11 protein-coding genes and 5 pseudogenes are annotated in these 20,133 nt (G+C 35.4%); 7 read left to right on the top strand and 9 right to left on the bottom strand.

Annotated features, from left to right (window positions below):
• Positions 1-14 precede the first annotated feature (14 nt).
• On the top strand, positions 15-1,385 hold the full coding sequence (mgtE, locus tag NL281_RS02110) for a magnesium transporter (RefSeq protein WP_006280192.1): 1,371 nt from the start codon (positions 15-17) through the stop codon (positions 1,383-1,385).
• Between the two features lie 263 nt (positions 1,386-1,648).
• Here the strand turns inward: mgtE and NL281_RS08625 are convergent.
• From NL281_RS08625 to ltrA (NL281_RS09110), 4 genes and pseudogenes are all read right to left on the bottom strand, one after another.
• Positions 1,649-1,813, bottom strand: a pseudogene (locus tag NL281_RS08625) (TrkH family potassium uptake protein); the annotation flags it as partial.
• A 41-nt stretch (positions 1,814-1,854) separates the two neighbouring features.
• Positions 1,855-2,811: an IS5 family transposase gene (locus NL281_RS02105; RefSeq protein ID WP_253303014.1), complete on the bottom strand. Its 957-nt coding sequence runs from the start codon at positions 2,809-2,811 to the stop codon at positions 1,855-1,857.
• Between the two features lie 455 nt (positions 2,812-3,266).
• Positions 3,267-4,421 (bottom strand): annotated as a pseudogene (locus NL281_RS02100) (IS4 family transposase); the annotation flags it as partial.
• Positions 4,422-4,527: 106 nt separating this feature from the next.
• A pseudogene (gene ltrA / locus NL281_RS09110) lies at positions 4,528-5,625 on the bottom strand (group II intron reverse transcriptase/maturase).
• Positions 5,626-6,668: 1,043 nt separating this feature from the next.
• Between ltrA (NL281_RS09110) and NL281_RS02090 the strand changes: the two are divergent.
• Together NL281_RS02090 and NL281_RS02085 are read left to right on the top strand one after the other, a co-directional pair.
• Entirely contained in the window at positions 6,669-8,303 is a 1,635-nt protein-coding gene (locus tag NL281_RS02090) for a ribonuclease J (RefSeq protein ID WP_012673044.1), read from the top strand.
• Positions 8,304-8,308: 5 nt separating this feature from the next.
• Positions 8,309-9,571 carry a Tol-Pal system protein TolB gene (locus tag NL281_RS02085; RefSeq protein WP_253303513.1) on the top strand — a complete coding sequence of 421 codons (1,263 nt, stop codon included), beginning with the start codon at positions 8,309-8,311 and terminating at the stop codon, positions 9,569-9,571.
• Between the two features lie 41 nt (positions 9,572-9,612).
• On the opposite strand, the gene gatC is transcribed toward NL281_RS02085, so the two are convergent.
• The 3 genes from gatC to NL281_RS02070 all read right to left on the bottom strand — a co-directional run bounded on the left by gatC (position 9,613) and on the right by NL281_RS02070 (position 12,050).
• Positions 9,613-9,966 (bottom strand): Asp-tRNA(Asn)/Glu-tRNA(Gln) amidotransferase subunit GatC, encoded by a 354-nt coding sequence (gatC, locus tag NL281_RS02080; RefSeq protein ID WP_015588776.1) that lies wholly within the window; start codon positions 9,964-9,966, stop codon positions 9,613-9,615.
• Complete coding sequence (locus tag NL281_RS02075; protein ID WP_155968767.1) at positions 9,956-10,882, bottom strand: ribose-phosphate diphosphokinase; 927 nt, start codon at positions 10,880-10,882, stop codon at positions 9,956-9,958. The genes gatC and NL281_RS02075 overlap by 11 nt, the downstream gene beginning before the upstream one ends.
• A 301-nt stretch (positions 10,883-11,183) precedes the next feature.
• Positions 11,184-12,050 carry an ankyrin repeat domain-containing protein gene (locus NL281_RS02070; protein WP_006280296.1) on the bottom strand — a complete coding sequence of 289 codons (867 nt, stop codon included), beginning with the start codon at positions 12,048-12,050 and terminating at the stop codon, positions 11,184-11,186.
• A 437-nt stretch (positions 12,051-12,487) separates the two neighbouring features.
• Here NL281_RS02070 and NL281_RS02065 point away from each other — a divergent pair, with 437 nt between their 5' ends.
• The gene (locus tag NL281_RS02065) at positions 12,488-13,093 is read left to right on the top strand and encodes a WD_0033/WD_0034 family tandem repeat-containing protein (protein ID WP_253303512.1); all 606 of its coding nucleotides are present in this window, start codon (positions 12,488-12,490) and stop codon (positions 13,091-13,093) included.
• A 194-nt stretch (positions 13,094-13,287) separates the two neighbouring features.
• Here NL281_RS02065 and NL281_RS02060 read toward each other — a convergent pair whose 3' ends face one another.
• Complete coding sequence (locus tag NL281_RS02060) at positions 13,288-14,310, bottom strand: IS110-like element ISWen2 family transposase (RefSeq protein ID WP_253303218.1); 1,023 nt, start codon at positions 14,308-14,310, stop codon at positions 13,288-13,290.
• A gap of 955 nt (positions 14,311-15,265) precedes the next feature.
• Here NL281_RS02060 and NL281_RS02055 point away from each other — a divergent pair.
• The 3 genes and pseudogenes from NL281_RS02055 to NL281_RS02045 form a co-directional block, all read left to right on the top strand.
• A pseudogene (locus NL281_RS02055) lies at positions 15,266-15,814 on the top strand (Rpn family recombination-promoting nuclease/putative transposase); the annotation flags it as partial.
• Positions 15,815-16,240: 426 nt separating this feature from the next.
• Positions 16,241-18,028, top strand: coding sequence for a group II intron reverse transcriptase/maturase (gene ltrA / locus NL281_RS02050; protein WP_253302976.1), 1,788 nt, complete (start codon positions 16,241-16,243; stop codon positions 18,026-18,028).
• 95 nt (positions 18,029-18,123) lie between these two features.
• Positions 18,124-18,498: pseudogene (locus NL281_RS02045) on the top strand (nuclease/transposase family protein); the annotation flags it as partial.
• A gap of 34 nt (positions 18,499-18,532) precedes the next feature.
• On the opposite strand, the gene NL281_RS02040 reads toward NL281_RS02045, so the two are convergent.
• Positions 18,533-19,780 carry an IscS subfamily cysteine desulfurase gene (locus tag NL281_RS02040; RefSeq protein ID WP_077188391.1) on the bottom strand — a complete coding sequence of 416 codons (1,248 nt, stop codon included), beginning with the start codon at positions 19,778-19,780 and terminating at the stop codon, positions 18,533-18,535.
• Positions 19,781-20,133: the final 353 nt, after the last annotated feature.

Genomic DNA, 20,133 nt, shown 5'->3' with positions numbered 1-20,133 from the left:
AACAAGGTAAAGTAATGAATATTGAAATAAGTTCCCATTATGGTTTAGACAAAAAGGCTATTGATGACTTAATAGAGTCACTTGATAACGAGGAGCTAGAGAATGTTCGTAATATTGTAAAAACGATAGACAGTGTTCAGTTAGCTTATTTTTTATCTACTTCAATCAGTGATCACAGGGAGAAATTAGTTAATATCCTCGATCAACATTTGTTAAGTGATGCCCTAGTGCATGTAGTGCCAGATTTACAAATAGAGATCATAGAAACATTGGGAATAGAAAATACAGCAAAGTTACTAATGCTCCTTGATGTAGAAGATATAGTAACCATAGTGAAAGATTTAGATAGAAAGTCTGTAGAAAATATACTTTACTATTTGCCCAGCAAAACTCAGAAATCGGTAGAGGAGTTGCTATCATATCCAGAAGAAAGTGCAGGAAGGTTAATACATAAAGATATGGTTATAGCTCCATATTATTGGACAATAAATCAACTGACAGAATTTGTGTGCAACTATAAAAAAATACCAGAAAAATTTCACCAGATATTCATTATCAACTCAAAATTAGAGCCTATAGGCAGTGTTAATTTAAATAAGGTAATATCTCACTCAGGAGACACAATAATAAAAGAGATAATGGATCATGACATAAAAATCATTAAAACTGGAATAGACCAAGAGGAAGTAGCAAGAATATTTAAAGATTACTCTCTATTATCGGCTCCGGTAGTAAATAAGAATGGTAAAATTATTGGTGTGATCTTAATTGAAGATGTGATAAAAGTTGTTCAACAAGAAACAGAAGAGGATGTACTCAAAATAAGCGGTGTATCTTCTAAAGCCGATATAAATGCTCCTATACATAAAACTATAATTAAAAGGCTACCTTGGTTACTGTTTAACCTCTTAGCTGCAACAATGTGTTCCATAGTAGTTGGCTTTTTCGATGATGTAATAAAAAGTTTTATAGTGCTGCCAATAATCATGCCGATAATTGCATCAATGAGCGGAAATGCAGGATCCCAAACAGTAACGCTAACCATCCGGGCAATCGCAACAAAATATCTAACTGAGCAAAATGCAAAAAGAATACTGATGAAAGAATTTTTAATAGGTCTTATAAACGGGGTGATCTTATCTACTATTTCATTAGTAGTGTTAGCAATAAGGTTTCACAACTTCAAAGTGGAGATGATTTTTGTGGTCTCCATGATTATGATGTCAATTATTGCAACGTTCATCGGAACTTTCATTCCTATAATGCTTCATCGCTTAAAGTCTGACCCTGCCGTTTCTTCTTCAATCCTAACATCGGCAACAACTGATATTCTCTCAGCTTTTATATTTCTTGGTTTAGCTACGATCTTTTTATTAAATAGCTAATACTATCTATAGCTATACCGCCGCGAACCGTCATGCCGCGATTCATTCGCGGTATCTCTTAGCATAGATCCCGCTAACAAGTAGCGGGATGACGAGAAAGGGGCTACTTGGATGACATTCTTCCTGGTGTGCCCAAATCACAATGTTCGTACATCTGTGGATTTATTCGCGGTATAGATTCCGCTAACGAGTAGCGGAATGACGGTTTTTCAAATTGTCGTAAGTCAGTTTAGCTATAATATCAAATTTCACAACTTCACCAACTATTTCTTTCTATTAAATAAGAATAAATTGCCTATACAAAAATAGATTGGCAATATTTCAAGTCTGCCAAGCAGCATTAAAAACGATAGAAATAATTTTACTTCATTACTGAAAGAGGAATAATTACCCGAAGGACCTATTAAATTACTAAATCCCGGGCGGCTTTGTTGCATCACACTTTATGAGATGGTGATTTATGGTAAATTCATGTAACTATCTCAAATTTAGCCATACCAATATCAGTGAATTTATTAAGCAAATAGCATTTGATTAGCAGTTCTTTTTCTCGATTTATCTCAGATTTATTCCTAAAACTAAATCCGAATATTTGCTTTAATCTTGAGAAAAACCCTTCAATATAAGATCTTTTCCCATAATTTACTTCTTTTTTCCATTCTTTCATGCCATCTTCACCGTATAATTTTATTAACCTAATAGCAGCATTCCTGTCAGACATATAATCTATTTCTGGATGTTCTGCCGCATTGTTTATTGGTGGAATTTTTGTCTTTATATCGTATTTGTTACACAACTTATAAAACTTGTGCCTATCACATGCTCTATCTGCATATAGTGCTTTTATGGCATGCTGAAAATCAACTTCTTTTAGCAAATCACAAGCTCCATAGTGATCAGAGTAGACACCGTTACTGTATTTTACAGCTATGGCTTTTTTGTTGTTTATATTCAACATTACGTGCAATTTTCTCGTTTGCTCATAGCCACGATATTTTCTGTCAGTGCTATTTTCCTTGCTGTGACCAGGAGTGTTGTTGTATATACTAATTCCTGTACTGTCTATAGCAATTTCGATATCTTCCATATTATTTTTATCAATTCTGCAATCATTTATCTTAATATTAAGTTTCTTAAACCTTCTTGATGCTTGTGAATAGCTGATAACTGCCAAATCTCTTCCTATTTGTTGCAAATACCCTTTTATAAACCCGACTGTTTGTCTTAAACCAATTCTAAAGAAACTGACGATTATATGCACCAAAATCACAACTTTATCACTATAAATATAGTTGCCGCCCTGCATTTTTGGACAATTCTCGTACCAATTTTCTATGGCGTCATTGATATAACAAAAAATGCTTCCTCTTTCTTGGAGAAATTTGTTATATTCATGGCAGTTACTGACTCTCATTTTTTGTGGCATATTTTTTCTTCAACAGTTAAATGGCTATTTATAATGAATTTTGTCAGTAACTGCCAGTTCTTTTCACTTGAGCGATGCAACAAAGCCATCCCGGGCCAGAGTTTGTAAGCGTTGCAGAGACTGAACTGACAATGGCGTCAACTTAAGAACTTTCATTAGCAAACTCTCCTAAAGACATGATGGCGTTTGGGCTTATCTACCTTATCGCGGCTATACAATCGTCCCGGTCGGATTTTAACTCTTACTATTACCCACAAATAAAAACATAGTATTGTATTTACTCAAATAATTTAATTTTATTAACCTGAAAGCTTATTAGATTAAAATTATTAAACTAAGAGTTATAATTTTAGCAACTAAAAGCTGTAAATTGCACCATATAAACAGTTATTTCAAGCAAAAGTTATGCCATTAAGAGCTATGCAACAAACATTTATATTTGTGGGTAATAGTAAGATTTTAACTTTAGCGCGTATACTTGCTCTATCAAAAAGGGCTTGAAAGTTTTTTGGCGCAATAAGTACCTGATAGAGTTTCTGCCTCATTACACCAAATAAAACCGAAAAATTTAAACGATACTCAGCAATTTGATCTGGATTCCAAGGCCCTTGTGCATCACACATATGAAGCGACAATATATTACACATGACTAAGTTTGCCCAAAATTCTTGTAATACAGCCTCTAAATTTACGCCAGAAAAATTCTCTAATTCTGCACCTATTTTGAGTCGTTTATAGCACTCCTCTATATGCCACCTTAACACATAAGCTTTGCTGATATCTTCCAAAATAAATTTTACTCGGTCAAAAAGTGAAGTAATCAATACCTCTGTTTCTCAGTTGGCTAATGTCAGCACTATAACTCTTACTTTCTGTCCTTTCATTTTATTTTTTAGCTTTTCATTTTCTAATATAAAATCGAAATCTAATTCGCCAGCGTTCCCATAGCTTGCTATAATTTCTTTTTTGCAAGCGAAAAATAAAATCTACTTCCAAATCATAATGCTGCTGAATGAATTTTACTGAAGACGATCATAGATAAATAATAATTTCTTTTGATTTAATGAACGCATTTGAGTGATAACTTCGGGTAATTGCTCTTCCGCCAACGTTTGTTCACCTATATTCCAAGCCGCAAGACGAGCACTACAAATCAGCGAAGTACACAAATCAACAAACAAATTGCCAATGGTGGCATTGTGCCTGTTGTTCCATTTGGTTTAAAGCGGCCAAACTCGGATACAATTTCCTCAGAGCTGGGTAATCTCATACCAGAACCATCTGCTGCAATAAGCCTATAGCCTCTCCAACTCAGGCTCATCTTGATAGGCTGTTTGGATGCTTAAATTCTTTAAAACCTGTATGACAAATCTTATATCTTGCTTTAGAAAAAGCTTGCTTTGAGGGTACATGTCAATGGCTCCATAAGTTCACATTCTATTCCCAAACTTTTTTTAACTAACTTTAAAATCATAGAAAATACTGTCGAAAAAGGAAGTTTTCTTGTTCGTGTAAAACTCAACACAATGGATTCTCTGAAAAGCTTTCGAGTATATTATATTTTTAATTTGTAGAATAAAATTTTTTCCTTTTTGTTTGGTAGAAGTCATAGTTTTAAATCCTCCTGATTAAGTTTTATCGCTATGACTCCCCCACCAGAACCGTGCTTGCAGCTTTCCCGCACACGGCTCCACAATGTAGTATTCACAGCATTTCCTATTTTGTATATAATGAGTAGCATATTCTTGGTTTTGGTAATGGATTAACTTGTAGATAGTGTATAAATTGCTTTGAATTCATACTCTTCTTCTGACTACGTCGGTTTATCCATTTATACGCTAGCTTGATTACCCGCCAGAAGAATTTATTCAACCACCGGTAATTTCCGCTAACTCCGAAGTAGTTATAGTGTCCTGTTAGTTTTGCTTTAAGTATTGACCACCAATCTTTAAGGTGAACTTTATTTCGAATCTTTTTCACCCATTCTTTGATTTCTTTAAGTTTTCTAGATAGATTTTCTTTCGAGGTTTTATGACCTACCATTACTCTACCTTTACGACTCCTTGTACCATAATGGGTGAATCCTAGAAAGTTGAAACTTTCCGTTTTTCGTTTCTCCCTTATTCCTTGTTGCCACTCCTTTTTGCCAAACTTTACTATTCTTGTTTTGTCTTCAGATATTTCCAGTCCAAATTTTCCTAGCCTTTGTTTCAGTGACTCTAAGAGTTCTCTAGCATCTTTTTCTCTTTCGCAGCAAATCAGGTGATCGTCTGCATACCTAACTAGCTCCATATAACCTTTAGATCTTAGCTTGAATTTCTTTTCAAACCACAAATCCAGCACATAATGCAACTATATATTAGCTAGTATAGGACTTACTATTCCCCCCTGAGGTGTGCCTAGTTCAGTTGCTTCATAATGTCCTGCTTCGACTACTCCTGCCTTAAGAAATCGTTTTACTAACCACAGTATGTTTGGGTCTGTTATCCGTTCTCTCAAGCATCTCATTAGCCATTTGTGCTGGACATTATCAAAGAATTTCTTGATATCAACTTCTACTACATAGTTAGTTGGTCTGTACATAACTGCTTTATTTAGTGCATTTACCGCTTGATGACAGCTTCTACCAGGACGAAAACCATATGAGTTATCCAGAAAGTTAGCTTCATAAATATTTTCTAATATCTTCTTCAGCATTATCTGGACTAACTTATCTTCTGTAGACGGTACTCCAAGCCCGCGTTTCTCTTTGCTTCCAGCTTTTGGTATATATACTCTTTTCACTGGTTGCGGTTGATATCGCTTTCTTTTCATACTATCCACCAGAGTGTTGAGCTTCTCTTCAAGATTTTCTCCATAAGCTTCTACTGTCACCTGGTCTATACCGCATGCTTTGTTATGCTTTAGCTCTTTATAACATTCAGCAAGATTCTCTGCGTTTATCAGATGAATTAACGATTAAATTTCAATCGTTTATCTTGCCTGGCTCTTACTGCTATCTGATTTAGTTTTCTTTGCACGTTATTCCAACCTCCGTTGTATTGGCATAGCAATTCCTAAACCAGTCACTATATTGCTGACCGCTTCCCCTTGTATGTGGCTTTCCCACACTCTGAGTACTATCAATCAGTCCGACTTCCTTTATATCTTCCGTCAGTACTCGCCTTTGTTGACTTGTTCCAACGTACCTTAATAGGAATACAAAGGATCTCCCAAGTTTACGTAAACTCCATCTCAACACGTGATACGGCCTCAGATCCCGATAGAGTGAGTGATAACTTGCCCTATTGTTACCCTTCTTGCTGTCTTCCACTATATGCAACGTGTCGACCTCTATGACATCGAGAATTTCGGGACTCAATACCTTCACTTTCGTTGTACCCTGTGTTGTCCATTCCACTAGCTTTACTACGCTCGTTACCTTACGCAGCATAGTGGTTTGTTCCAGCCTGCTGGCTAGGCTTTGCCTGGGTTGGATTTTCACCAACTGGACTTTACGCACTTTGCTTGGCGCACGCATGTTTCACCTAAAAAGGACACATTTTAAACTTCTTTGTTGAAATAAAATAGAAACAAAAGTGCTGTTTCCTGCGGCTTCTGGATAATTTAATGGTAAAAGTTTTAGAGAGAAATTTTATACACTATCGCTGATATTTTTCCTTAAGTTGACGCCATTGTCTGTTTACGGGTTTTCATTTAATCCTGCAATTCTTTGACCTTATTAATGGAAAACTTAACAATAGTGTTATTATTAGCCAACAGAAACTTCTTAGTTCCTTAAAACTATGTAAAAGCAATAAATTTCTTTATTTAAGGTCGAAGTTTTGCTATTCTCAGGTTTTAATAATTTAAATTTAATGAATATAAACAAAAATGAGTTTTTATTTCTTCCGCTTGGGGGAGTAGGAAGAATCGGGATGAATGTTAGCCTATATCATTACCAAGGTAAGTGGATTATGATCGACCTTGGTGTTGGTTTTGCAGATGAAACTATGCCAGGTGTTGAGCTGCTCATTGCTGATATAGATTTTATTGCTCAAAGAAAAAAAGATTTACTTGGAATAATAATTACACATGCACATGAGGACCACTGCGGTGCAGTGCCCCACTTGTGGGAAGAGTTGCAGTGCTCCATATATACAACAAAGTTTACGGTTAATTTTCTTAAAGAAAAACTAAAAGAATTTCGATTGGAAGGTATAGTGCCTGTAAAAGAGGTAGACATAAATGGCAGCATAAATTTGGGTCCTTTTACCGTCGAGTTTATAAATGTAACTCATTCAATTCCTGAGGCAAATTCAATATTAATTAGCACTGAAATGGGTAGTGCACTCCATACCGGAGACTGGAAATTTGATCCAAAACCTGTTGTTGGATTAACTTCTAATATGGAGCGTCTAAAAGAAATTGGCGATAAAGGTGACCTGCTTGCAGCAATTTGCGATTCAACCAATATATTAAGCAAGCATCACCCTGAGTCAGAAGGTGAAATTTATAATAATATTTATAACATAATAAAGCGGTCTAAAAAATTAGTTGCTGTTTCGCTATTCGCTTCAAATGTGGCACGAATTGAAACGATAAGCCAAGCTGCAAAAGCACTAAATAGAAAAGTAGTTTTACTTGGTAGATCTTTATGGAGAATAGTGAAAGTTGCGCAAGATAGTGGTTATTTAACTGATTCTCCTCAGTTTCTTGAAGCAAAGGAAGCAGTAAATTTTCCAAGGGAAGAACTGGTGCTACTTTGCACAGGTTGTCAAGGTGAGCCACTGGCAGCTACCGCAAGACTTGCTGCTAAGAGTCATCAAGCATTTAAAATGCAGCAAGGTGATACCATGATCTTTTCGTCAAAAATCATTCCTGGAAATGAAACTCGTGCGCACAACATGCTCAATGCCTTTATTGAGATGGGGGTAGAAGTTATTACTGAAAAAACAGAGCATGTTCATGCTTCTGGGCATCCAACAAGAGAAGAGCTAAAGGAAATGTATTCTTTAATAAAACCGAAGATGTCTATTCCAGTTCACGGCGAATATATTCACACGCATGCACATGTAAAATTTGCTAAAGAGTGCGGTGTGGCAAAAGCAATAATGATTGCACCAGGTGATATTGTTAATTTGGAGAACGGAGAAAAGGTTGATTCAATTGATGTTGACTACTTTGGTATTGATGGTATGTTGCTACGTCATCCGGAGAGCAGTGTTATAAAAATGCGTAAAAGAATGAGAGATGCCGGAGTTATTGTGGTAACAGCAGTTGTAAACAAGAAAAATAAATTGCTTGCTAAACCAAAAGTATTTGTACCTGGTGTTTTTGAAGTGCTAGAAGATGCAGCTACCATACAGAAAATTGTCAAGAAAGTTGAGTCGTTGTTTAGTTTGCAGCCAACAAAAAAAATTAAAAATAAGATTGAAAGTTCAATATTGAGTATCTTAAAGGAATATTTACTAAAAAGACCTATAATTGAGGTTCAGATAGAACAGGTATGAAATGAATGAAGCTATTCGTTCATCTGGTGTTATTTATTTCGTTATTTATTCCTTATTTTACAAAAGCTGCTTTATATGTTGATATAAAAAAAAGCAGTGTTGGTAACATTGGTCTTGTTGTATCTAAATGTACATGTAAAACAGCGTTGGAAAGCGAATTAAGCGAAAATATTGCAAAGGTAATAGGAACAAATTTATCTAATTGTGGCTTATTTAATGTAAAACGTGGCGCGGAAGCTGAATCTAAATCTTGGAAAAGCGATACTGTAGTCACAGTAAGTTTAAGCGAAATATCTGGTAGTGCATTAGAGCTATCATTTCGTTTATTTGACACTTTTACAAAAAGAGAATTACTTACTCAGTCAGTTGTTTTTCCAGCAAAAGACTGGAGAAAAATTGGTCACCTCGTTTCGGATATGATACATGATAGATTAATTGGTGAGAAAGGGCACTTCAACACAAAAATCACGTATATCGCTGAAGAAAAAGATAGCAACTACAAATCTGTGCGTAAAATTGCTGTGATGAATCAAGATGGAAGTAATATAAAATACTTAACAAATGGCGATAGATTTGTGTCAACACCGAGATTCTCACCAAATGGAAAGGGTATTGTTTATATCTCGTACGCAAATGGTAAAAGTTATATAATATTAAAAAATTTAAAAGATAACACTGAATCAATAATCAGCGCATTTGAAGGAGTTGTTTCTGCACCAAGATTTTCTCCCGATGGTAAATCTCTTTTAATTTCCCACTCATTGGGTGGTGAAACGAATATATTATCTTTGGATTTAAGTAGTAAACGAACAAAAAAAATTACTAAAGGTTCAGCTATAAGCACTTCTCCCTCTTTTTCTCCAGATCAAAAGTATATGGCTTTTAGTTCTGATATAAGTGGGAGTCAGCAACTGTACGTTATCGATTTTACTAACAAAAGTAAAAAACCTAAAAGAATTAGTTTTGGAAGTGGAAGATATGCTACGCCTGTTTGGTCGCCAAAAGGAGATCTGATAGCTTTTACAAAGATTCAGTCAGAAAAATTTTACATAGGAGTTATGAAGCCAGATGGCAAAGAAGAACGTCTGCTTTCAGAGGGGCATAAAATTGAATCCCCGGCATGGTTACCAAATGGTAGAGAAATCATTTTTACAAGAACAGAATCACCAAGCAACTCTAAACTATATTTAGTAGACTTAGTAAAGAAAAATCAAAAAATGGTTTCCACTCCCACAAATGCTTCTTTACCGGATTGGTCTTATTTTTGAAAGTAGATCTATTATAGGTTTGATATGAGCCTTATTTTACTTTAATCGCTTATAACCTTTGGCACTACAAAATACCCATGCTCAGGTTTTGTATTGGACAATATCTCTTTTTTAATGTTTTGAGAATTTATAACATCATCGCGTACATGAATGTCCTTGTCTATGCTGCCATAACGCATAGGAGAAACACCTTCAGTATTAACTTGCAATAAAGTATCATGTATCCAATCCAGCATTGTCAGTTCTTTGGAGTAGTGATCAATCTCGTCATTTGATAACTTAATCCTTACAAGCTGTGCAATTTTAAGCATTTCTTCCTTGGTAATTGTTATTTTTCTCTTATTTGCAAATTCTATTAGTGAAGTAATAACGTCTTCTGTTGACTTAGCTGGCATTTCTACCTCCTTGGATGAAGTGAGTTAAAATATTTACAACCGAAACAACTTCTATTTTACCAGTTTTTTCAAGTTTGTGAAGTATGGTATCCGTAATCACTAATTTATCTAAAGAAGAGGAAGAGATTTTCTCAACTGCACTTCCTGAAAGCACACCGTGTGTGATGCATGAAGTTACGGACTTTGCTCCGTAACTTTTTAAAGCAAGAGCTGCATTACACAATGTTCCACCAGAGTCAACTATATCATCAACAATGACACAATTTTTGTTTGCAACTTCTCCTATTATGTTCATTACTTGAGATGTGCCTGCTTTCTCCCTATATTTATCTACTACAATAATCTTATCACTTAACCCTATCTTGTACTTTTCCTCTAAAGTCTTTGCAAAAGCACGTGCTCTACCAATTGCTCCAACATCAGGTGCAACAATTGCCAAATTTTCCGTGTGTATAGAGTCAACAAATGCTTCAAAGCAGTTCAAATTAGTTATCGGTACATCAAAGAATCCTTCAATTTGACTTGAGTGCAAATCAATAACTGCAACGCTACTTGCACCTGCAGTTTGAATAAGATTTGCAACTAATTTGGCACTTAAAGCAGACTGCACATTATTGTTCTTGATAATTCTATCTTGCCTGCTATATCCATAATAAGGGATAATTACTACTATCCTTTTGGCTCCTAATCTATTTACTGCATCAATTATAAGCAGAAGCTCCATAAGATTATCATTCACAGGGGGAGAAAGAGATTGTATTATATATACTTCTTGATTATACAGATCATTTGCTACTTCTACATTTACCTCACCATCGGTAAACTTTGATATCCAAGCAGAGGATGGTTGAACATCTAGCCGGTTAACTACTGATTCCCCTAATTCCTTACTAGCATTACCTATTATTATCTTCATAACGCACTAATTGAGTTTTTAAGATTATACAGAAATTGTGAAATAATTGAAATGTAAGTGTCTTTATCTAGCATTCTTGTCGGTGAATTAGGTACCTCTTGTACAATGACCTGTCATTTTCACGCGTTGTTTCAATATACAGACCCAAATTGAAACAACTATACAAAATCCTGCTTATGTTTCAAGATAAATGACTTTAATGAAATATAATTTATCTAGTCATTTGTATCTGCTAACATACTACACTTCCCATTGTAGAGCCTCTGCAACTTACTGAAATTTATAATCGCTTTATAAAAATTTATACTCTTTGCTTAATTGGAGGCGCTACCTCTGCACTTTCTGCTCTGTCTAGGGTACTACTTGGTTTTTCTGCAGTAATTTTTTGAATGCTACCATCTACCTTATTCTTGATATCTGCTCCATATGATCTTAATACTTCAATAGCTTTCTCGTTTCCACTATTCAGCGCAATATCCAAAGCATCCATTCCATCATTATTTTTGTGGTTGATAAAATTCTCTAACTCAAAGATTTTTATATATTGCTCAATGATGAATTCTACCACTTTTCCAGGGCAATTATTAGCGGCAGGAAAGAGTACTGCATTGTTATTATTGTCTTTCTTTGTTACATCTGCTTTGAGCTTGTCTATCAAATACTTGATAATTTCTATTCTGCTATCATCTTCTGCTTCAGTGCACTGCCTAGCAGCTAAAAACAGAGCTGTTCGCCCATTATTGTCCACATCTTCAATATCTTGTCCCTTATCAATTAAGGCTTGTATTATATTTTTGTTCCCATATAAAGCAGCAAAGTGAAGAGGAGTATACCCTTCGGTGCTTTCTCTTTCATTAATCAATGCACCATGGCTAGCTAGTAATTCTATAAATTCTGGCGTATTTGCAAAAACTGCAAAGTGCATTGGTGTTAGATCATCTTTACCATGATTTTGAGTTTTTGCATTAACGTTTGCTCCATTTTTTATCAGCAATTTTGCTATTTCTAATTGTTTGCGTCCGATGGCAATATGCAGTGGCGTACGATTGCGTTCATAATGATCATTGACGTTTGTGCCACATTTTATTAGTAGTTCTGCAGCTTCAATATTACCTTCCTGAATTGCAACGTATAAGGAAGCATATCCATCTTTTGTTTCCTCTGTCATACGAAATTGCGAACATGTTAGTTCATATATTATTAAGGATTATTATTAAGTTTTTATTAATACAATATTAATGTAGCGGGATGACGAGCTTATCGTCATCCCGCCGCGAACCGTCATACCACTGCGAACCGTCATACCGCCGCGGTATCTCTAGATCCCGCTAACAAGCAGCGGGATGACGGTTTTTCAAATTATCGTAAGTCAGTTTAGCTATAGCTACAAGTTTCATTCTTCCCTTACAAATAACTTTACTGCGTCCTTTTTTCGGATTCAGAATTAGCAAGAAACGTTCTTGTAAGGTGGTCTACTAAAATTTTGCTTTATAAAACAATGTCTGAACTATGCAATTAATACATTATCAACACAACTGATTCATAAAAGCAAATATTATAACCACGAAGAGAGAAAATGTTATGCTTAGTTTAATAAGAAAGACCTTGAGAAAAAAAATGACTCATCAGGTAAACGATTCGAAATTGAAAGAGAAAGATGAAAAAAGTATTTTAAAATTAGCATCAAAAATAAAAGGCAAAAAAAGTAGCATTGCTGAAGAACTAGAAAAAATATCTGAAAAGGAAAAACAAAGGATTCTTACTACGGAAGTAAGCAAACATCGGGGTAAAGAATCAACTTTTACACTACTTACTCATGCTATATTTTGCGAGAATAGTCAAACTGTAAAGGATATTTTGCAACAAGCCAAATTGAGCAACCTTTTAAAGAGTGTTCTTAATGCAAAAATCATTAGTGATGATTCATTAATTTACACACCGCTTACTTATGCCATATTATGTAAAAATAGCAAAGCTATTAAAGAAATTTTAAAAGTCTCTAAGGAGAACGGTATTCTGAAAGATATTCTTGACGCAACAACAACTATAAAATATCTAGATGGTCGGAGAGCAACTGTCACACCACTTGCTTGTGCTATACTATGTGGAGATAGTATAGCTATTGAAGAAATTTTAAAAGTCTCTAAGGAGAAAGATACCGTCTCACCAGTCAACAAAAAAATTATAAAAATTGCTCAAGTTACATCATAAAATCAAAAAATACTTCTTATTCATATCCTGTGTAGCGGTACACAGATTATAGTTAGTGGATATGTTGATAAGTAAATTAGTTACATATAAAACAGCAGAAATTTACTTATCAACATATCCACTAACCAACAACATTCAATAAATTTGTGTAAGATGCCATTTTACATAAGATGAATTAGAAGCATTTTTTGATTTTAAAGTACTAAACCTTCAGTTAACCTTTTAGCCCTATAGTTCTTGATATGATCTGGATCAAAGGCCTTTTTTGAACTTAAAACACCAAAAACTATATGAAGTAACTTACGCATTGCAGCACCAACTATGGCCATAGCATGCTTGCCTTTCTCTTTTAATCTTTCGCAAGAAGCCATAATGATAGGATTGTGCTTTTTAGCTGCTATAGCAGGAAAGTACATTGCCTTACGTAATGTTCGTGAACCGGTTTTACTTAATCTGGGCTTGGCATGTACGGATGAGCCTGATGTTATATTTTGTGGTATAATTCCAGCATATGCTGCCAATTGCCTAGCATTTATAAAGGCTTTTATACCAGGAATTTCAGCTAAAATAGCTATTGCTGTTTCCTCTCCTATTCCTGGAATAGTTAATAGGAGTTGAAAATCTTCCAACAATTCTTTGTGTTGTTTTAATAGTTCGCGTATGGAGTTTTTTATTGTTTCTATTTTTTGCTCTATGTTCATTGCAAGGTCTTCCCAAGCATTTGCAACTTCTTTAGGCAGCCTCTCTTTTTTTTCTAAATGATTATTTGCTAATGTTAACTCATCCTTTAACGCATTTGAGCAACGATAAAGATGTTTTAATTTTTTCTTTTCAAGAGAAGGTAGTGTCCAACGAGAAGGTTTCTGTCTTTGACAATAATCTGCAATAATCTCTGCATCAGTCTGGTCATTCTTTTGTCGTGTAAGCTTACTTTTTGCATAAAACCTTATGCAAGCTGGGTTTACAACACTAACGAAATATCCAGCGTTGTGGAGGAACTCAGCCAAAGCTTCGCTATAACAACCAGTGGATTCCATGCAAGCTTTTACTTCTTCTATGTTATGTTTTTGTAGAAAGTTCAGCAGACCTTGAAACCCAGTATCATCATTTTTAAATTTCCTTTTCCTAGTTTCACGCTTTCCTTTTTTACTTATGAATGAGAGAGAAACATCAAAACGTTCTTTTGAAACATCTATACCTAAAAAGTTGTTGATCATATATAACTCCATATACTACTATTAAAAATGAAAAGTAAGGCTTACCTTGTGAATACAGAATTAGAACCATTTAGGTTTTTCTACGATACCGTCCAGCCTCTACTTTTGAGAAGGGAACTCTTTTCTTTCCCACAGATTTTATATCTAAGGTATTGCCCAGAGTTTTTCCCTTCTCCATCTAATGCTTAAGCTTAAAGCATTAGATGCTTTTTTCAAGATACAAGGTGTAGTATGAAGCAATTTAGGTTCTGCAGCTGTTGTGATTTTAGTCCACCAAGAAAGGGTAGTAGCCCGCAGAAACGAAAAACTTGCTTGACAAACTCCGCCAGTCCTCTTATCATGGTATTGAAGGTATTCAGTTATCTTCATCTGTGCAGATTAAACAGCAAGAAAACAACGTAGTTGGCGTCTTATTTTTAATTTTTTGCACTATGTGCACCTTATGTCTTCACAACATTTCTAGGTTTTTACCTATATAAGCTGAAACGCGCTTATAAGTCGTTTAAGACAGTATAGTACGCCAATTTGCAAGATTAGAGAGTGACAACTAGCTAACACGGGGTTTCTTTTGCCTTTTTTTCTGCTTAGTAAATTTCTTAAACATTTAAACTAAGGTGAGTTGCATTTAAAAGCAGCTAAATTGCAGTGTTTAAGACTTAAAAAACGCCAATACTGAAAATAGACAATGACTAGGGCTTCTTTTGCCTTTTTTTTCGTTTGGTAAATTTCTTAAGTATTTATGGCTAAACGACAATCGTCATCCCGCTACGTGTTAGCGGGATCTCTTGTTAGCGGCTGAGATACCGCGGCGGTATGACGGTTCGTGGCGGCGTGACGATAAGCTCGTCATCCCGCTACGTGTTAGCGCCGCGGTGGTATAGCTATACTTAAAAATATGGTTGAATAGTTGTTAATAATAGTGTATAATTATTAATCTTTTCTCAGTATTTTTACTATGGCTCTTTCTAAATTTCTCGATCCAAAGTTAGATTTAACATTTAAGAAAATCTTTGGCACTGAAAAAAATAAGAATATTCTTATCCATTTTTTAAACGATATTTTAGGATGTACTGAAGTCAACACTATACAAGAAGTAGAATTCTTAAGCACCATTATGGACCCTGAAATTGCTTCTGATAAACAAAGCGTTGTTGATGTTCTTTGCAGGGATTCTAGTGGGAACAGGTATATAATTGAGATGCAGCTCACTCGTGATAAAGGCTTTGAAAAACGCGCACAACTTTATGCTGCTAAGGCTTACTCAAGACAAGCTGATAAATCTGGTAAATACGTTGATTTAAAGAAGATTTTCTTTATCGCGATTTCAAATTGTACCTTATTCCCTGATAAGCTTGACTATATATCTAGCCATACCATAAGAGATGAAAAAACCAATGAGCATGACTTAAAAGATTTTCAATTTATCTTCATAGAGCTGCCAAAATTTCCTAAGAGTAGAGAAGAACAACTAGAAAGTGTAGTAGACCGTTGGCTATTTTTTTTCAGTGCGACCTGGAAGGTCATGGTTTTGTGGTGGTTAAATTCCATCTTCCCAGACATCAGGGATAATGTATATCTCACATTTCAAAGAGTGGCAACCTCTGGGATGCAAGCATGAGATAAAAGCAGGTAACACTAAATCTCGTGGTGAATCCCTGCAAACAGAGTTAGATATGATTACGAGAGAAACCTATGTTTGAATTGTCGTCAAAGCATAATATGCGAAAAGAGATTGAACTACGCATAGACCAAAATGGTACGAAGCAAAAAGGGAACTAAAGATTGAAGACTTTAGTTATTGATGTTCCAAGCTTCCGGCAAATAGTAGGAATCTAAGTTTAACGTGAAACGAAGCCATGGAACAGAGTAACCACATAGAAGCTCTTATATTCATTAAAATATAAGTAAGTAGCCAGCCACAAGCTACTATGTGGAAGGATTGTTTAAGAAGCTAATGCCCAAAGTAATATCTGGGATATGCAGACGTAAACACTTTAATTTGGAAGGTAAAGTGGTGAATAGTAGTGAATATGTTATGGACCAGCAAAAAGTTAGGTATGAATGGAATGGAATTCCTTGGCGCAAGCTAAAGAAATCTTCATTTAAGCTACAAAAACGAATTTACCAAGCTTCTAAATGTAATGATATCAAAAAGATGCATAATCTTCAGAGATTATTACTCAAATCAACAAGTGCAAAAACACTCGCTGTTAAGAAAGTAACACAGGACAATAGGGGGAAGAAGACTGCAGGTATTGATGGAAAAGCTAACCTTAATCAAAAAGAAAGATTACAACTATCATATTCTTTAGATATAAAAGAAAAAGCAAAGCCATCAAGACGTGTCTGGATTCCAAAATCTGGTAAGCCATCGGAGCATCGCCCACTTGGTATACCCACTATATCGTGTCGAGCAAAACAAACACTTGTAAAAATGGCTTTAGAACCAGAATGGGAGGCAAAACTTGAGCCAAACACTTATGGTTTTAGACCTGGTAGATCATGTCATGATGCAATTGAAGCCATATTTGATGTGCTAAAACAGAAAACAGCATATGTATTAGATGCTGATATTTCTGGATGCTTTGACAATATTAACCATAATAAATTGCTTGAAAAGCTCAATACCACACCAACATTAAAGAAAATCATAAAAGGATGGTTAGGAGCTGGTGTTATGGAAGATGGAAAGCTTCAATCCACAAAACGTGGTACAATTCAAGGAGGGACGATCTCACCGTTGCTAGCTTGTGTTGCATTACACGGATTAGAGCAACATGTCAAAAAAGCATTAACAAACGAACTCTTTCAATGCATGAAAAGAAAATATGGTAGGATATCGCATAGAAACGCGCAAAAGTCTATTAGTGTAATTTTCTACTGTGATGATTTTGTCATCATACATGAAAACGAAGAGATTATTCTTAAAGCAAAAATTTTAGTTGAAGAATGGTTAGAAACCATTGGACTAAAATTAAAGCCCTCTAAAACAAGAGTTTCTCATACATTAAGAACCATTGACGAAACAAAACCAGGATTTGATTTTCTTGGATTTTCAATAAGACAATATCCAATAAAAGAAAGTAAGAAAGGTTACAAGTTATTAATCAAACCAAGTCGTAATTCTATAAAACAGCATACACTAGCTATTAAACATAAACTCAGAGAAATGCGTGGAGCACCACAAGAACGTGTGATAAAGGATCTCAATCCAATAAACAGAGGATGGAGTCAATATTACTCCTCGGTAGTTTCATGTAAAATCTTTAGCTCATTGGATAATATTATGCATAGAAAACTCTGGAAGTGGGCAGTTTTTAGGCACCCAAACAAAGGGAGATGCTGGATAAAAAGAAAGTACTTTAAGAAGTATAATAACGAAAACTGGCGCTTTATGACAAGTAACAAGGTACGTCTTACTATACACAGCGATCATGTTATTAAACGACATATCAAAGTGCAAAAAACCAGATCCCCATATGATGGTGATTGGGTATATTGGGGTAAACGTCTGAGAAAAATACCAGATAAGCCACTAGGAGTAATAAAATTATTGAGGTTGCAACAAAGTAAATGCGATAATTGTAGACTATGGTTTAAAAGTGATGATACAATAGAAATACATCACAAAGACCGGAATAGACGAAACAATATGATCACAAACTTATCTTTGTTACATGGACATTGTCACGATGAATTACACAGGAGGTGTGCATGAAAAGCACCAAATTAGAGAGAAGCCGTATGAGGCGCAAAGTCTCACGTACGGTTTTGCAGTCGAGTGAGGAAGGGCGACCTTCTTCACTTAGACAACAATATGCAGATGAAACTACGGAAGAAGACTTAAGGAAAATAGCAGAAAAAGCACCAATAATAAAGTTAGCCTACGATGAATTAGACAGGTTTAGCTGGAATGAAAAAGATTTAGTAGCGTATGAAGAAAGAATAATGGATCTACGCAAAGAAGAAGCCATTCTTGAATACAGACTTGACCTTGCTACTGAAAAAGGCATCCAAATTGGCGAAGAAAGAGGCATCAAAATTGGTAAAGAGGAAGGGAAAATCGAAGGGAAAATTGAAGTCGCAAAAGCAATGCTGGCTAATAATGTTGATGTCAACACTATTGTCAAGTTTACTGGCCTTTCTATTAGTGAGATTGAAGAATTAAGTGTGAACGGTACAGAGTAATTTCAAAGTGCATTTGCAGTTGGAACGGATACATTTAATGAGAGTCCCATTTCACGGTGTTCAAATCTACTCCTTCTTGTACCATCTCCCAAAGTGGGCTCATTTCTCTCAGTCGGCCAACATTTTTAGTAATAAGATCTGTTGCGTACAAAACTTCTTCTTTGGTTGTAAATCGGCCTAGGCCAAATCTAATTGATGAATGCTCAAGGTCATGGCCATTATTTAACGACCGTATGACATAGGAAGGCTCAAGAGACGCAGATGTGCACGCAGAACCAGAACTTACTGCTAAATCCTTGATTGCCATGATGAGAGACTCACCCTCAACATAGGGAAAGCTCAAGTTTAGGTTGCCAGGAATCCTATTTTCATAGTCACCATTTAAAACAACATCAGGAAATGCTTCTTTTATCTTATTGTACAAAATATCTCTCAGTCCTTCCAATTTGCTTGCTTCTGGTTCCATTTCTTCTTTAGCAATACGTGCTGCTTCACCAAAACCGACTGCAAGGGGAGTTGGAACTGTTCCAGAACGCATACCTCTTTCTTGTCCACCACCACTGATCAATGGTGTCAATCTAACACGAGAGCCCTTTTTACGAACGTATAATGCGCCTATTCCCATAGGTCCATAAATTTTGTGGCTAGAGAGACTCATAAGATCAATGCGCATCTCATTAACATCAATTGGAACTTTTCCAAAGCTTTGAGCTGCATCTGTGTGGAAAAATATATTATACTTTCTACATATTGCACCAATTTCTTTGACAGGCTGAATTATTCCGATTTCATTATTTACCATCATCACTGAAACCAGGATTGTTTGATCAGTAATTGCTTCCTCAAGCTTTGATAAATCTATAATTCCGTTTTGCTTAACAGGCAAATATGTAACTTTAAAGCCTTCATTTTCCAGATGCCGACAAGAATCCAAAACACACTTATGCTCCGTGCAGACAGTGATTATATGATTTCCTTTATTTTTATAAAAGTGAGCAACGCCCTTGATTGCTGTATTATTTGACTCAGTTGCACCTGAGGTAAAGATAATTTCTTTGCTATCTGCGTTCACCAGATCAGCGATGTGTTTCCTTGCTTTTTCCACTGCTTCTTCAGCAGTCCAACCAAATGAATGGCTGCGAGAGTGTGCATTGCTGAACTCACCAAAGTAAGGTATCATCACCTCTAAAACACGGGGATCCACTTTAGTAGTAGATTGATAATCAAGAAATATTGGTAATTTTATTTTAGCATCATGTATTTTTTTACTTTCAACATTCATAAAGCTACCACAGAGACAAAATTTACAACCATTTAATAGCACTAAAACTTAATTTTTTCAAGATATAATCTTGCATCAAGTACAAAAGTGTCATCCAAGTAGCTGACACATAACTGTACGAACAATGGCGTCAACTTAAGGAAAAATATCAGCGATAGTGTATAAAATTTCTCTCTAAATTTTTTATCATTAAATTATCCAAAGAGTGCAATAAACAGCACTTTTGTTTCTATTTTATTTCAACAAAGAAGTTTAAAATGTGTCCTTTTTAGGTGAAACATGCGTGCGCCAAGCAAAGTGCGTAAAGTCCAGTTGGTGAAAATCCAACCCAGGCAAAGCCTAGCCAGCAGGCT

Origin of the sequence: Wolbachia endosymbiont of Phyllotreta cruciferae, assembly GCF_918697765.1 — a bacterium.
GTDB classification, from domain to species: domain Bacteria; phylum Pseudomonadota; class Alphaproteobacteria; order Rickettsiales; family Anaplasmataceae; genus Wolbachia; species Wolbachia pipientis.
Note: the sequence above shows the minus strand (reverse complement) of the source record. Positions and strands in the feature narration are given on the sequence as shown.

Bases quoted from the DNA above. Each gene is read 5' to 3' on its own strand.
- mgtE (WP_006280192.1), top strand. From the start codon at position 15: ATGAATATTGAAATAAGTTCCCATTATGGTTTAGACAAAAAGGCTATT.
- NL281_RS02105 (WP_253303014.1), bottom strand. From the start codon at position 2,811: ATGCCACAAAAAATGAGAGTCAGTAACTGCCATGAATATAACAAATTT.
- NL281_RS02090 (WP_012673044.1), top strand. From the start codon at position 6,669: ATGAATATAAACAAAAATGAGTTTTTATTTCTTCCGCTTGGGGGAGTA.
- NL281_RS02085 (WP_253303513.1), top strand. From the start codon at position 8,309: ATGAAGCTATTCGTTCATCTGGTGTTATTTATTTCGTTATTTATTCCT.
- gatC (WP_015588776.1), bottom strand. From the start codon at position 9,966: ATGCCAGCTAAGTCAACAGAAGACGTTATTACTTCACTAATAGAATTT.
- NL281_RS02075 (WP_155968767.1), bottom strand. From the start codon at position 10,882: ATGAAGATAATAATAGGTAATGCTAGTAAGGAATTAGGGGAATCAGTA.
- NL281_RS02070 (WP_006280296.1), bottom strand. From the start codon at position 12,050: ATGACAGAGGAAACAAAAGATGGATATGCTTCCTTATACGTTGCAATT.
- NL281_RS02060 (WP_253303218.1), bottom strand. From the start codon at position 14,310: ATGATCAACAACTTTTTAGGTATAGATGTTTCAAAAGAACGTTTTGAT.
- NL281_RS02040 (WP_077188391.1), bottom strand. From the start codon at position 19,780: ATGAATGTTGAAAGTAAAAAAATACATGATGCTAAAATAAAATTACCA.